At 70.5% G+C, this 13,304-nt stretch carries 15 protein-coding genes; 7 read left to right on the plus strand and 8 right to left on the minus strand.

The features are described 5' to 3' along the window. Positions 1 to 61: 61 nt before the first annotated feature. Positions 62 to 772 (plus strand): site-2 protease family protein, encoded by a 711-nt coding sequence (locus A7B20_RS08425; RefSeq protein ID WP_102108128.1) that lies wholly within the window; start codon positions 62 to 64, stop codon positions 770 to 772. Positions 773 to 775: 3 nt separating this feature from the next. Here A7B20_RS08425 and aroB read toward each other — a convergent pair whose 3' ends face one another. Together aroB and A7B20_RS08435 are read right to left on the minus strand one after the other, a co-directional pair. Next, positions 776 to 1,900, minus strand: a complete 1,125-nt coding sequence (gene aroB / locus A7B20_RS08430) for a 3-dehydroquinate synthase (RefSeq protein ID WP_102108129.1) — start codon at positions 1,898 to 1,900, stop codon at positions 776 to 778. Next, a complete protein-coding gene (locus tag A7B20_RS08435) occupies positions 1,897 to 2,508 on the minus strand; it encodes a shikimate kinase (RefSeq protein WP_102108130.1) in 612 nt (203 codons plus the stop codon). The genes aroB and A7B20_RS08435 overlap by 4 nt, the downstream gene beginning before the upstream one ends. A gap of 74 nt (positions 2,509 to 2,582) precedes the next feature. Here A7B20_RS08435 and A7B20_RS21705 point away from each other — a divergent pair, with 74 nt between their 5' ends. The 4 genes from A7B20_RS21705 to A7B20_RS08450 all read left to right on the plus strand — a co-directional run bounded on the left by A7B20_RS21705 (position 2,583) and on the right by A7B20_RS08450 (position 6,650). Beyond that, complete coding sequence (locus tag A7B20_RS21705) at positions 2,583 to 2,708, plus strand: hypothetical protein (RefSeq protein WP_281260097.1); 126 nt, start codon at positions 2,583 to 2,585, stop codon at positions 2,706 to 2,708. After that, entirely contained in the window at positions 2,698 to 4,257 is a 1,560-nt protein-coding gene (locus A7B20_RS08440) for a hypothetical protein (protein ID WP_102108131.1), read from the plus strand. Before A7B20_RS21705 ends, A7B20_RS08440 begins: the two co-directional genes overlap by 11 nt. Continuing rightward, entirely contained in the window at positions 4,254 to 5,192 is a 939-nt protein-coding gene (locus A7B20_RS08445) for a site-specific tyrosine recombinase XerD (RefSeq protein WP_102108132.1), read from the plus strand. The genes A7B20_RS08440 and A7B20_RS08445 overlap by 4 nt, the downstream gene beginning before the upstream one ends. A gap of 150 nt (positions 5,193 to 5,342) precedes the next feature. Then, complete coding sequence (locus tag A7B20_RS08450; protein WP_102108133.1) at positions 5,343 to 6,650, plus strand: HlyC/CorC family transporter; 1,308 nt, start codon at positions 5,343 to 5,345, stop codon at positions 6,648 to 6,650. Positions 6,651 to 6,869: 219 nt separating this feature from the next. Here the strand turns inward: A7B20_RS08450 and A7B20_RS08455 are convergent, their stop codons facing one another. The 3 genes from A7B20_RS08455 to A7B20_RS08465 form a co-directional block, all read right to left on the minus strand. Continuing rightward, positions 6,870 to 8,354, minus strand: a complete 1,485-nt coding sequence (locus A7B20_RS08455; RefSeq protein WP_102108134.1) for a carboxypeptidase M32 — start codon at positions 8,352 to 8,354, stop codon at positions 6,870 to 6,872. 24 nt (positions 8,355 to 8,378) lie between these two features. Continuing rightward, positions 8,379 to 9,515 carry a heme A synthase gene (gene ctaA, locus A7B20_RS08460; RefSeq protein ID WP_102108135.1) on the minus strand — a complete coding sequence of 379 codons (1,137 nt, stop codon included), beginning with the start codon at positions 9,513 to 9,515 and terminating at the stop codon, positions 8,379 to 8,381. Between the two features lie 73 nt (positions 9,516 to 9,588). After that, positions 9,589 to 10,341: an RNA methyltransferase gene (locus tag A7B20_RS08465; RefSeq protein WP_102108136.1), complete on the minus strand. Its 753-nt coding sequence runs from the start codon at positions 10,339 to 10,341 to the stop codon at positions 9,589 to 9,591. A 69-nt stretch (positions 10,342 to 10,410) separates the two neighbouring features. Here A7B20_RS08465 and A7B20_RS08470 point away from each other — a divergent pair, with 69 nt between their 5' ends. Together A7B20_RS08470 and A7B20_RS08475 are read left to right on the plus strand one after the other, a co-directional pair. Then, complete coding sequence (locus tag A7B20_RS08470) at positions 10,411 to 10,743, plus strand: TfoX/Sxy family protein (protein WP_102108137.1); 333 nt, start codon at positions 10,411 to 10,413, stop codon at positions 10,741 to 10,743. 39 nt (positions 10,744 to 10,782) lie between these two features. Then, complete coding sequence (locus A7B20_RS08475) at positions 10,783 to 11,403, plus strand: thiamine phosphate synthase (protein ID WP_102108138.1); 621 nt, start codon at positions 10,783 to 10,785, stop codon at positions 11,401 to 11,403. On the opposite strand, the gene olsA is transcribed toward A7B20_RS08475, so the two are convergent. The 3 genes from olsA to A7B20_RS08490 form a co-directional block, all read right to left on the minus strand. After that, positions 11,393 to 12,220: a lyso-ornithine lipid O-acyltransferase gene (olsA, locus tag A7B20_RS08480; protein ID WP_245866727.1), complete on the minus strand. Its 828-nt coding sequence runs from the start codon at positions 12,218 to 12,220 to the stop codon at positions 11,393 to 11,395. The two genes, A7B20_RS08475 and olsA, sit on opposite strands and share 11 nt — an antisense overlap. Continuing rightward, positions 12,217 to 12,993, minus strand: coding sequence for an L-ornithine N(alpha)-acyltransferase (gene olsB, locus A7B20_RS08485; protein WP_102108139.1), 777 nt, complete (start codon positions 12,991 to 12,993; stop codon positions 12,217 to 12,219). The genes olsA and olsB overlap by 4 nt, the downstream gene beginning before the upstream one ends. Positions 12,994 to 13,117: 124 nt before the next feature. Beyond that, complete coding sequence (locus A7B20_RS08490) at positions 13,118 to 13,300, minus strand: DUF3553 domain-containing protein (RefSeq protein ID WP_102108140.1); 183 nt, start codon at positions 13,298 to 13,300, stop codon at positions 13,118 to 13,120. Positions 13,301 to 13,304: the final 4 nt, after the last annotated feature.

Here is a 13,304-nt window from a genome sequence, read left to right on the forward strand (position 1 = left end):
CATCGGGTCACGGACGGCGACGACGCCTGAAATCGTCGCCGACGCGCCCTAGATAAGGGTCATGTTCCAGAGCTTCCGCATCGGCCGCCTGTTCGGCTCCGACATCCGCATCCACGGCACCTTCCTGCTCCTGCTGGCCTTCATCGGCATCGGCACCTGGGCGCAGGCGGGGACCGTGGCCGCGCTGGCGAGCCTGACCGTCGTCCTGGCCCTCTTCGCCTGCGTCCTCGCCCACGAGTTCGGCCATGCGCTGATGGCCCGCGCCTATGGCATCCGCACCCCCGACATCACGCTGCTGCCCATCGGCGGACTTGCCCGGCTCGAACGGATGCCCCGCGCCCCCGCCGCCGAGATCGCCGTCGCCCTTGCCGGTCCGGCGGTGAACCTGGTGATCTGGACCCTCCTCGTCCCCGTCCTGGGGGTCGAGACCGACCCCTACGCCCTTGCCGATCCCTCCGGTGCCTTCCTCGCCCAGCTGGCCGCGATCAACCTCGCGCTGCTGCTGTTCAACCTGCTTCCGGCCTTCCCGATGGACGGCGGCCGGGTGCTGCGGGCGCTGCTGTCGCTGCGGATGGAGCGGGTGAAGGCCACCCGCATCGCCGCGGTGCTGGGACAGGTGATGGCGGCGGGCTTCGTCGTCTGGGCGCTGGTGACGGGCCAGCTGATGCTGATCCTGATCGCGGCCTTCATCGTCATGGCCGCCCGCGCCGAAACCCGCGCCGTCGCGGCCGAGGCGCGCCCGCGAGGCCCCTGGTTCCGCCTGCGCCGCTAGGTCTCAGCGCCCCGCCATCGCGTCCGACAGCACGGCCAGCACCGCGTCTCGCGGCACGTCGCCGGTCACGAAGGCCGCGCCGATGCCGCGGGCAAGGATGAAGCGCAGCGTGCCGTCCACCACCTTCTTGTCCTGCGCCATCAGCTCCAGCAGCCCCTCGGGCCCCGGCAGATCGCCCGGAATCTCCGAGATGTCGCGCTTCATCCCCATGGCGGCGAGATGCGCGCGCACCCGCCCCGGCTCTTCCTGCGCACAGAGGCCAAGGCGCGCCGACAGCTCGAAGGCCAGCGCGCAGCCGATCGCGACGCCCTCGCCATGCAGCAGCCGGTCGGAATATCCCGTCGCGGCCTCAAGCGCATGACAGAAGGTGTGGCCGAGGTTCAGCAGCGCCCGCTCTCCCTGCTCGGTCTCGTCGCGGGCGACGATATCGGCCTTCATCTGGACCGCGCGGCGCACCGCCTCGCTCCGCAGGCCCACATCGCCCGCGGCGAGTGCGGGGCCGTTCTCCTCCAGCCACGCGAAGTAGTCGGCATCGCCGAGCAGACCGTATTTCACCACCTCGCCGTAGCCCGACAGGAACTCCCGCCCCGGCAGGGTGTCGAGCGCGCCGATGTCGGCCAGCACCAGCGCGGGCTGGTGGAAGGCGCCGATCAGGTTCTTGCCCTGCGGCGCGTTGATCCCGGTCTTGCCGCCGACCGAGCTGTCGACCTGCGCCAGAAGCGAGGTCGGCACCTGCACGAAGCGCACCCCCCGCCGCAGCACCGCGGCCGCGAAGCCGACGAGGTCGCCGATCACCCCGCCGCCAAGCGCCACGACGATATCCCGCCGCTCGACCTTCTGCTCCAGAAGCCACTCGACGCAGCGGGTGAACTGCGGCCAGCCCTTCGTCGCCTCTCCGGCAGGCAACGCCAGGGACACCACGACGATCCCCGCCGCCTCCAGCCCCGCGGTCAGCGCATGAAGATGCGCCGCCGCCACGTTCTCGTCCGTCACCACCGCGACCCGCGGGCGGTGCAGGAACGGCGCGAGATGCCCCGCCGCCCCGGCGATCAGCCCCCGCCCCACCAGAACGTCGTAGGACCGCGCGCCAAGCTCCACGCGCACCGTTGCAAACTCCGGCGAAGTCATCGTCTCTCCAACACGTCGGGGCGGGTCAGCAGGGTGTCGATCACCCGCTGCACCATGTCCTCGATCGAATAGCGGGCATCGGCCTCGACCACCAGACCGGCCTCGGCATAGGCCGGCTCGCGCTGCTCGGCGATCTGGGTCAGCGTGGCGAAGGGATCGGGCGTGCGCAGCAGCGGCCTCGTGTCCTTGTGGCGCACCCGCGACCACAGCAGCCTGATGTCGGCCTTCAGCCAGACCGCGACGGCCCGCGCCGCGATCATCTCGCGGTTGCGCGGCGACAGGAAGGCGCCGCCGCCGGTGGACAGGATGCAGGGGGTCGAGTGCAGCAGCCGCTCGATCACCTGGGACTCCTTCTCGCGGAAGAACGCCTCGCCGTCGCGGGTGAAGATCTCGGCGATGGTGCGGTTCGCGGCCTCTTCCAGCGCATGGTCGGAATCGCGGAACGGCACGTCGATGCGACGCGCCAGGGCGGTCCCCACCGAGGTCTTGCCGGCGCCCATCATCCCCACCAGGACGACCGTTTTCTTCAACTGGTATGGCACTCCGGCAGCGACCCGCTTATTGACCTGTTGAAGACTTGAATGGCGTGATCTCGCCGAAAAGACCATATATAAAACCGGCAAAAGGGCGCAGAGACCCTTACACGGCAGGACAACCCGGAAAGGGAAGACATATGGGCCGCGTGCTGAAACTGCTCCTGTTCCTCGGGATCGTGGGCTTCATCGCCCTCACGGGATACGCCTATCTCGGCGATCTCGCCCCCGAGCAGAGCGAAATCGTCGAGCCGGTGACGCTGGATGCGAACTGAGCTGCGGCGCGGCGGCCTGGCCGCGGTCCTGCTTCTGGCGCCGACGCTGGCCGGGGCGCAGCAGGACCCGCTTTCGGCGATCGGCTGGCTGTCGGACAGCGTCGTGCTCCCGGCCGAACCGGCGGCGCTGCCCCGCAGCACCCCGCCGACCGAGGCCAGCGACATCCCCTCGAACGCGCTGCCCGAGGACATCACCGTCACCCCGCTCGACGCGCCCTCGCCCGACACGGTGGGGCTGGTGCCCGCGCGCCGTCTGGGCCTGCCCGCGGACCTATGGGGCGCCTCCTCCTCGGCGGCGCTGGCGCAGAAGATCGCCCATCCCCCGGCCCCGAGCGTCCCGGCCCTGCGCGAGCTGTTCAAGAGCGTGCTGATCGCCCAGGTCGACCCGCCGCTCGATTCCCTCGGCGAGAACGCGCTGTTCCTTGCCCGCATCGACGCCCTGCTCGACCTCGGCAGCCTGCGCGATGCCGCCCGGCTGCTCGACCAGGCGGGCAAGACCGAACCGGCCTACTTCCGCCGCTGGTTCGACATCGCCCTGCTGACCGGCACCGAGGACACGGCCTGCGACCGGATGCGCGCCCTGCCCCAGATCTCGCCCACCTACGCCGCGCGGATATTCTGCCTCGCGCGCACCGGCGACTGGCACGCCGCCGCGCTGACCCTGGAAACCGCCAAGGCGCTCGGGCTCGTCGAGGGCGCCGAGGACAACCTGCTGGGTCGTTTCCTGCTGGCCGGCGACGATCAGGGCGGCCTCAGCCTGCCCCCGCTGCGCAATCCCACGCCGCTGCAATACGCGATGTACGAGGCGATCGGCGAGCCGATCTCGACCAACAACCTGCCGATCGCCTTCGCCCACGCCGACCTGCGCCCGATGATCGGCTGGAAGGCCCGGATCAGCGCCGCGGAACGGCTGGCGCGCGCGGGCGCCATCGGCGTCGACCGGCTGCTCGAGGTCTACAGCGAACGCATGCCCGCCGCCTCGGGCGGGGTCTGGGACCGGGTGGAGGCCGTCCAGCGGCTGCTGACCGCGCTCGACCGCCCCGATCCCACCGCCGTCTCCGCCGCCCTGCCGGGGCTCTGGAGCGCGGCACGGGAAGCGGGGCTGGAGGTGCCCTTCGCCGAGGCCTTCGGCCAGAAGCTCGCCACCCTGCCCCTCGACGATGCCGCCGACACCATCCGCCTGAAGCTGGGCCTCCTGTCGCCCGACTATGCCGCGATCGCCCGCGCCCATGGTCCCCGCACCGAGGAGCAGGCGTTCTGGATCGCGCTCGCCACCGCGGACATGGCGGAAACCCCGGCGCCCGATCCCATGGACACCGCCCTGCGCGACGGCTTCCTCGCCGACGCCCCGCAGCCCGACATCGCCGCGCTGATCGAACAGGACCGCAAGGGCGAGGCGCTTCTCGCCGCGCTCGACGGCTTCGCCGACGGAGCGCGCGGCAACCTCGACCGGCTGGCCGGCGCCGTCGCGGCCCTGCGCGCCCTCGGGCTCGACGGGACGGCACGCCGCGCCGCGCTCCAGCTTGCGATCTTGAGGGACGGCACATGACCGTCTCGATGCCGCGCCGCATCCAGACCTTCCTCGAAGCCCAGGCGGCCGAGCTCGACGCCGCCGAGAACACCCGACTGGCCTATGCCCGCGATCTCAAGGGCTTCGCCGACTGGCTGGAGCACCGCGCGCTGGACTTCGACACGGCGCAGCGGACGGATGTCGAGGCCTACATGATCGCCTGCGACGCCGAGGGCCTGGCCCAGTCCACCCGCGCAAGGCGGCTCTCGGCGATCAAGCAGCTCTACCGCTTCGCCTTCGAGGAAGGCTGGCGCCCCGACAACCCGGCGATCCAGATCAAGGGGCCGGGCCGCGAGAAGAAGCTGCCGAAGACCCTGACGATCGAGGAGGTCGACCGCCTGATCGACGCCGCCCGCACGCTGGGCCGCGCGGCGGAGGACCGGCTGCGCAACACCTGCCTGATGGAGATCCTCTATGCCACCGGGCTGCGCGTGAGCGAGCTGGTCTCGCTGCCCGTGGCCGCGGCGCGGGGCGATCCGCGGATGCTGCTGGTGCGCGGCAAGGGCGGGAAGGAGCGGATGGTGCCGCTCTCGGCCTCCGCCCGCGAGGCACTGGCCGCCTGGCTGACCGAGCGCGACGCGCGCGAAGAGGCGGCCGCCGAGAAGCGCCTGCCGGCGTCGAAATACCTTTTCCCCTCAAGGGGCAAGCAGGGCTTCCTCACCCGCCACCGCTTCTATGTCCTGATCAAGGAACTGGCGGTCGCCGCTGGGATCGACCCCACGAAGGTCACCCCCCACACCCTGCGCCACGCCTTCGCCACGCATCTTTTGGCCGGGGGTGCCGACCTGCGCTCGATCCAGACGCTGCTGGGCCACGCCGACGTCTCGACGACCGAGATCTACACCCACGTCCTCGACGAACGCCTGCGCGAACTGGTGCTGGAACACCACCCGCTCGCCCGCGAACCCGGCTGACGGGGCAGCGCCGGCCCCCGATGCGGGGCCACTGTGACGCCGCTGCAGCGTCACCGGCGCGGTCCCCGGAACCGGGCCTCGCTGCGCGGATCTTGAAAGCGCGGGATGCGACGCCCATAAGAGCGCTGGAGCAAAGGAAAGACCCCCCGCATGGACGCCGCATCGCCCGTATTCGACAGCGCCTTCTGGATCACCACCGGAGCGATCCTCGTGCTGCTGCTGCTTTCGGCCTTCTTCTCGGGCTCGGAAACCGCGCTGACCGCCGCCTCGCGCGGAAAGCTGCGCGCCCAGGCGGACAAGGGCAGCAAGGGGGCCGAGAAGGCGCTGAGGATCACCGAGGACAACGAGCGGCTGATCGGCTCGGTCCTGCTCGGCAACAACCTCGTCAACATCCTCGCCACCTCGCTCGCCACGGCGCTGTTCACCCGGCTTCTCGGGGACTCTGGCGTGGCGCTGGCGACCATGGTGATGACGCTGCTGGTGCTGATCTTCGCCGAGGTGCTGCCGAAGACCTATGCGATCACCAACGCCGAGACCGCCGCCTCCCGGGTCGCGGGGCCGATCCAGGTCGTGATCCGCGTCTTCTCGCCCATGGTCGGGGCGGTGCGGGCGCTGGTCCGGGGCGTGCTGCGCCTTTTCGGCGTCAACGCCGATCCGAACAGCCAGATCCTCGCCGTGCGCGAGGAGATCGCGGGCGCGCTCAACCTCGGCCATTCCGAGGGCGTGGTCGAGAAGGAGGACCGCGACCGCATCCTCGGCGCCCTCGACCTCGGCGAGCGGACGGTGGAGGAGATCATGCTCCACCGCAGCAAGATCGAGATGATCGACATCGCGACTCCCCCGGGCGAGATCCTGGCCCAGTGCCTGAAATCCTCCCACACCCGCCTGCCCGTCTTCCGCGGCACCCAGGAGGAGATCGTCGGCGTGATCCACGCCAAGGACCTGCTGCGCGCCATGTATGCGCTGCGGCGCACCGGCAACGGCGAGGATCCCTTCGACGGCTTCGACATCCTCGACGTGGCGATGAAGCCCTATTTCGTGCCCGAGACGACGACGCTCGACGACCAGATGCGCCAGTTCCTGCGCCGACACACCCACTTCGCGCTGGTGGTGGACGAATACGGCGCGCTGCAGGGCCTGATCACGCTCGAGGACATCCTGGAGGAGATCGTCGGCGAGATCACCGACGAGTTCGACCTGAACCCCGCCCCGCCGCTGAAACGCACCGAGGCCGGGGATTACATCGTCGACGGCGGCATGACGATCCGCGACCTGAACCGCGCGACCGACTGGTCGCTGCCCGACGACGAGGCGAACACCGTGGCGGGTCTCGTGATCCACGAGGCGCAGCTGATCCCGAACCAGGGCCAGGTCTTCAGCTTCCACGGCTTCCGCTTCGAGGTGGCGCAGCGGAAGGACAACCGCATCACCCGGCTGAAGATCCGCCCGCTCGGCTGATCTTTTGGGGCACCGGTTTCCTGAAGGAAACCGGACCATTTTCCTTCAGGAAAATGGCGCCGACCCTTCCGGCGCTACGGGTCCGGGAGCCGGTTTCCTCAAGGAAACCGGTCCATTTTCCTTGAGGAAAATGGCGCCGTGCCGAAAGGGCTCGCGCGGGCGGCTGGCCAGGGATGCCTCCGGCGGGAGTATTTTCGACAAAGAAGAAGCAGGGTCGGGTCAGGAGAGACCGTAGAGCGCGCCGAACTTGGTCTCCAAGTAGTCGAGCAGCGGCCCCTCGTGGGGGTCGAAGCCGCAGGCGTGCTTCACCGTCTCGCGCGGCGTCCTGAGGCCGCCGTGGCGCTGCAGGGTCTCGCGCAGCCAGGCCGTGGCGGGGCCCGTGTCGCCGCTCGCGAGATGGTCGTCGAGGTCCGGGACGGCGGCGCGAAGGGCCTGGTGGAGGCAGCCGGCGTAGACGTTGCCAAGGGTATAGGTCGGGAAATAGCCGATCAGGCCCACGGACCAGTGGACGTCCTGCAGCATGCCGTTGGCGGGACAATCCACCCTGACGCCGAAGTCGGTCTCGAACCGGGTGTTCCAGGCTTCTTCCAGGTCCTGCGGATCGAGGTCGCCCGCGACCAGCGCGCGCTCGAGGTCGAAGCGCAGCAGGACGTGGAGGTTGTAGTGCACCTCGTCCGCCTCGGTGCGGATATAGCCCGACTGCACGCGGTTCACGGCGCCGTAGAAGGCGTCGGGATCAGCGATGCCGAAGTCGCCGAACGTGTCCTTCATCAGCCCGAAGAGGTGCCCGGTGAAGGCGCGGGAGCGGCCGAGCTGGTTCTCGTAGATCCGGCTCTGGCTTTCGTGCACGCCCATCGAGACGCCGCGCCCGAGGGGGGTCAGCAGGTAGCCCTGGTCGATCCCCTGCTCGTAGGCGGCGTGGCCGACCTCGTGGATCGTCGAGTAGAAGCAGTTGAACGGGTCCGTGGCCACCGTGCGGGTGGTGATCCGCACGTCGTTGCCCGAACCGGACGAGAACGGGTGCACCGCCTTGTCGATCCGCCCGCGAGTGAAGTCGTAGCCGAAGGCCCGGGCAAGCGCGGTGGACACCTGCAGCTGGCCTGCCTCGGCAAAGGTGCCGGTCAGCCGGGGCGGCGTGACCTCCGCCCCGAGGATGCGCTCGCGCAGCGAGACGAGGCGGGGACGAAGCGCGCCGAACATCTGCGACAGCCGCGCGCCCGAGGCCTCGGGCTCGTAATCGTCGAGGAGCGCGTCGTAGAGGTCCCCGCCCTCGGCCAGCGCCGCCGCCTGCTCGCGCACCAGCGACAGCACCGAGCCGAAGGTCGGCAGGAAGGCCGCGACGTCGTCGTTCGCCCGCGCCTCGGCCCAGATCCCCTGCGAGAGGCTGGTCTGGCGCGCCAGGGCCGCGGCGAGCCTTGCCGGGATCTTGGTGTTCCGCGCGAAGCTGCGGCGGATGTGGTAGAGCTGCGCCTCTTCCACGGCGCCTTCGGGCCGGGCCGCCTCCAGCCACTCGCCGATGCGCGGATCGGTCCGGCGCGCGTGCAGCACCCCTTCCAGCGCCGAGATCTCGTCGGCCCGCTGCTCGGCCGCGCCGCGGGGCATCACCGTCTCCTGGTCCCAGCCCAGCCGTCCGGCGATCTCGCCGAGCGCCTCGGTCTCGCGCTGGAAGGACATGAGCTCGGTCATGGCGGCACTGGCGGTCATCGGGTCAGGTCTCCGGAAGAAGGGTCAGCCGCGCAGCGAGGCGGCGCGGGGGAAGCGGGACAGGTGGCGGGCCCTGACGATCAGCACCCAGAGCGCGACGGCCCCCACCTGGTGCACGATGGCGATCTGCCAGGGCGCCTGGTACAGCACCGTGCCGATCCCGAGCAGCATCTGGATGAACATCATCGCCAGCACCGCGTGGAAGGCGAAGCGGGTCGCCTTGTGGGGCGAGCGGCGGGCGCGCACGAAGGCGTAGATGCCCAAGGCGAAGACGACATAGCCCCAGGTGCGGTGCATGAACTGCACCAGCCCCGCGTCCTCGAAGAAGTTGCGCCAGAGCGGGGTGATGGTGAACGGGTCCGGCGGCAGGAGTCCCCCGGCCATCAGCGGCCATTGCGGGAAGGCGCGGCCCGCGTCGATCCCGGCGACGAGCGCGCCGAGGAGGATCTGCAGGAAGGCCGCGCCGATCAGCACGCCCGACAGGCGCACCAGCCGCGGCTCACGGCTGCGGCGGGCCTGCATCAGCTCCTTCTCGCTCCGCCCGAGGAGGAAGACGTACCAGGCGATCAGGCCGAGGATCACGAAGGCGATGCCGAGGTGCGTGGCCAGCCTGTACGACGCCACGTCCAGCGCGGTGCCCGTAAGCCCCGAGGACACCATCCACCAGCCGACGGCCCCCTGCACCCCGCCAAGCGCGCCAACGGCCAGCAGGCGCCCCGTCCAGCCCGGCGGGATCTTCCGCGCCAGCAGGAAGCCGAGGAAGCCCAGAGCCCAGACCAGGCCGATCACGCGGCCGAGCTGCCGGTGGCCCCACTCCCACCAGTAGATGCCCTTGAACTCGGCCAGGGTCATGCCCTTGTTCTGCAACTGGTATTCGGGGATCTGGCGGTATTTCTCGAACTCCGAGGTCCAGGCCGCCTCGTTCATCGGCGGCAGCGCGCCGGTGACGGGCCGCCATTCGGTGATCGACAGGCCCGAGTCGGTCAGCCGCGTCAGCCCGCCGACGGCGATCATCACCGCGACCAGCGCGAAGAGCACCATCAGCCAGGCCCGGATCGCCCGCCGCGCGCCCCTGGGCTTCGCGTCGATCATGCCGCCCGCCGCCTTCTCGCGGGGCCTGTCGGCTCCGACTTCCTCGAATATCGCTCGCTTCGCGCTCATGGCATCCTCGTCCTTCGGGCGGAGGGTATGCGGCCCCCCCGGCCCCTTCAAGTCATTCCCCGCCGGGCCCCGCTCAGCCGTCGGGGTCGCGTTGTCGCACCAGCTGGCGCAGGATGCCGTGCAGCGTCCGCACGTCGGCCTGGCTGAGCGGCATCCGCGACCAGAGGTTCCTGAGCGTGATCTTCATCGACGCCTCCTTGTGGGGCGGGAAGAAGAAGCCCGCCGCGTCCAGCCGCTCTTCGTAGTGATCGGCCAGCCGCTCGATCTCGATCCCCGTGGCGGGCGCGCTGCCGGCCCATTCCGTCGCGACCGGCGGCGTCGCGTCCTGCTGGCGGCGCCATTCGTAGGCCATCAGCAGCACGCATTGCGCGAGGTTGATCGAGGGGAAGTCCGGGTTCACCGGCACCGTGACCAGCGCGTTCGCCCGCACCACGTCCTCGTTCTCGAGCCCCGCGCGCTCGGGGCCGAACAGCACCGCCACCTTCGCGCCGCCCGCGATCAACCCGGCGGCGTGGCGCATCGCGGCCTCGGGCGTGAACACGGGCTTCGTCAGGTCGCGCCGCCGGGCCGTGGTTGCGAAGGTGAAGGCGACGTCGCCAAGCGCGTCGGCCGTCGTGTCGTGCAGCGTCGCCGCGTCCAGCAGCCGCCCCGCGCCGCTCGCCAGCGCGTCGGCCTTCGGGTTCGGCCAGCCGTCCCGCGGCGCGACGAGGCGCATCCGGGTCAGGCCGAAGTTCAGCATCGCGCGGGCACTGGCCCCGATGTTCTCGCCCATCTGAGGGTTCACCAGCACGAAGGTCGGCTGGGGCGCGGCGGTGTCGTCGGTCATGGAAATCCTCGGCGCGGGTGGCGCCGCGTGATACGCTCCAAAGGTCCGGGGATCAAGGGAGCGGGCGCCATGGCCTATGACGAGGGACTGGCAGAGCTGATGCGCGGCGATCTGGCCGAGCGCGACGACATCCGCGAGCAGCGCATGTTCGGCGGTCTCTGCTTCCTCTGGCGCGGCCACATGCTCTGCGGCGTGCACCGGGGCGGCGGGATGTACCGCGTGGGCAAGGCGGCGATGGCGCAGGCGCTCGCCCTGCCCGGCGTCGCGCCCATGGCCTTCACCGGGCGGCCCATGGGCGGGCTGGTGGAGGTCGACGACGCCGCCATGGCCGCGGATGACACCCGCGCCGCGCTGCTCGGCCTCGCCACCGCCTTCACCGGGGCGTTGCCTGCGAAGGGGTGAACGCATATAGCGGCCCTCGCACCCAAGCCCGAGGACGCCATGGCCGACCAGGACCGCCCGCAGATCTATCTCGTCACCCCCGCCGAGGCGGATCACGAGACCTTCGCCGAAAGCCTCGCCGCCGTGCTCGACCGGGTCGAAGTCGCCTGCCTGCGCCTGCACCTCGCCACCCGCGACGAGGACCGCATCGCCCGCATGGCCGATGCCCTGCGCGAGGTCGCCCATGCCCGCGACGTGCCGCTGGTGATCCAGGACCACCTGCTGCTGGTCGAGCGTCACGGGCTGGACGGCGTGCACCTCGTGGACGGCGCGCGCAACGTCCGGAAGGTGCGCAAGGATCTGGGCGCAGACGCGATCGTGGGGGCCTTCTGCGGCACGTCGAAGCACGACGGGATGACGGCGGGCGAGGCCGGGGCGGATTACGTCAGCTTCGGCCCCGTCGGGCAGACGCCGCTCGGCGACGGCAGCGTGGCCGACCCCGACCTCTTCGCCTGGTGGTCCGAGATGATCGAACTCCCGGTGGTGGCCGAGGGGGCGCTGGACGAGGAAAGCGTCGCGGCGCTGGCGCCGGTCACGGATTTCTTCGGTTTCGGCGAGGAGATCTGGAGCGCCGAGGATCCCGCGGACAAGCTCGCGTCCTTCGTGAAGATCATGTCGTAAGTGATTGATTCAAGGACGATCGCACCGTCTCGCCCAGGTGTTCGGCAAGCGCCTTGCGGCTGGTGAAATCCGCCACCCGCACCGCCGGATGATAGATCACCCGCACCGCCCCGTGACGCGGCGCCGCGAGGCATTTCAGCAGGTGCGCGCCGAAGTCCATGTCGCCCCACCACCCATAGAATCGCAGGTCGGCTCCCGGCGGCGCGGTATAGACCAGGGTCACGGCCTGAAGTTGCAGCCCGATGCTCATGTGATGATCGAAGAACGCACCGAAAAGCGTTGACTTGAAAGGAAGAACCCGAAGCCCGTCGGTCGAGGTGCCCTCCGGGAAGAACAGCAGCCGGTGTTCCGCCAACAGCCTGTCGCGCAGCAGGTCGCGCTGCGCCGCCGCCTGCCGCGGATCGCGGCGGATGAACACGGTGCCCGTCGCCCGCGCCAGCCAGCCGATGCCGGGCCAGTCCGCCACCTCGGACTTCGCGATGAAATAGACGGTGTCCGACGCGTTCAGCGCGAAGATGTCGAGCCACGAGGCATGGTTCGCCACCACCGCCCCGCGCCCCTCCATCACCCGCCCCTCGACGCGCAGGCGCAGCCCGAGGATCGCCAGCGCCCCGCGGCAGACCAGCCGGGTGATGTGCGGCGTCACGGGGCGCGCCAGCCCGCAGAGCGGCCTCTCGACCAGCCGCACGGCCAGCAGCACCAGCAAGCCGCCGAAGACCAGCACCGCCATCGGCAGCCCCCGCGCGGCGACGCGCAGCCAGCCGAGCGCGCCGATGCGCACCGGCGGCGGCGCGCTGTCGTGCCAGGTCGTGCTCACCCCCGGGCCCGGGTGTAGAAGTCGCGCTGCCGCGCGTTCATCTGACCGGTGTCCATCACCAGGCAGACGTCGGTGGTGTTAAAGGCGTGGTCGACGAAGGCGCCCTCGCCCACGAAGCCGCCAAGCCGCAGGTAGGCCTTGATCAGCGCCGGGGTCGCGCGCATGGCGGCCGGGCGGTCGATCTCGGCCTCCGCCAGCAGGTCCATCCGCTGGAAATGCCCCTCGACCGCGCGCACCCGCAGCGGCTCGGGCGCGAGGTGGCGGTGGTGCAGGATCGACAGCGGCCCGGCCAGCGCCTGCACGTCGGTGCCGTGGAAGGAGGCGACGCCGAACAGCACCTCGATCCCGTGCTCGGCGACATAGGCGGCGAGCCCGTTCCAGAGCTCCAGCATCGCCGTGCCGCCACGGTAGTCGGCGTGCACGCAGGACCGCCCCAGTTCCAGCAGCCGCCGCCCGCTGCGCCTCAGGGCGGTCAGGTCGTATTCGTCCTCGGAATAGAACTGGCCGGCCCGCGCCGCGCCCTCCTCGCGCAGCAGCCGGTAGACCCCGACCACATGGTCCAGCGCCGCGGCATCCCGCGTCTCGTCGACGAGGATCAGGTGGTCGAAGAACGGATCGAACCGGTCCCGCTCGCGCCGCGCGGCGTGGTCCACCAGCGCGCCGTCGCCCCCGAGCTCGGCGACGAACACCTCGTAGCGCAGGCGCTGCGCGGCGGCGAGATCCGCCTCGCTCGACGCCAGGCGCAGCGAGAAGGCAGGCGCGGTGACACTCATCCCGAACTCCCGGCACGAAAGCAGGCAACGTCGCGGCCTTCTACGGCAGCCCGCCCGCCCTTGGCAACCGATCCGGGTTGTTCACGAATTGTTAAGCTGTTCTAACCAAGTCTCAAGGCGGCGGTCAGGAGTCGAACACCGGCTCCAGGTCGATCCGCCCGCCGTCGATGACGACCTTGCCGAAGTGCTGGAACATGACCGTGATCTTGCCGCCGATGTTCGACTGCACCTGCCCCAGCCCCCAGTCGGGACGGTCGGGGTGGCGCACCAGCATCCCCGGCGCAAGAAGGGCGTTCATGTCGGACATCGGT

This window comes from Oceaniglobus roseus, from assembly GCF_002869745.1.
Taxonomy (GTDB): Bacteria; Pseudomonadota; Alphaproteobacteria; order Rhodobacterales; family Rhodobacteraceae; genus Oceaniglobus; species Oceaniglobus roseus.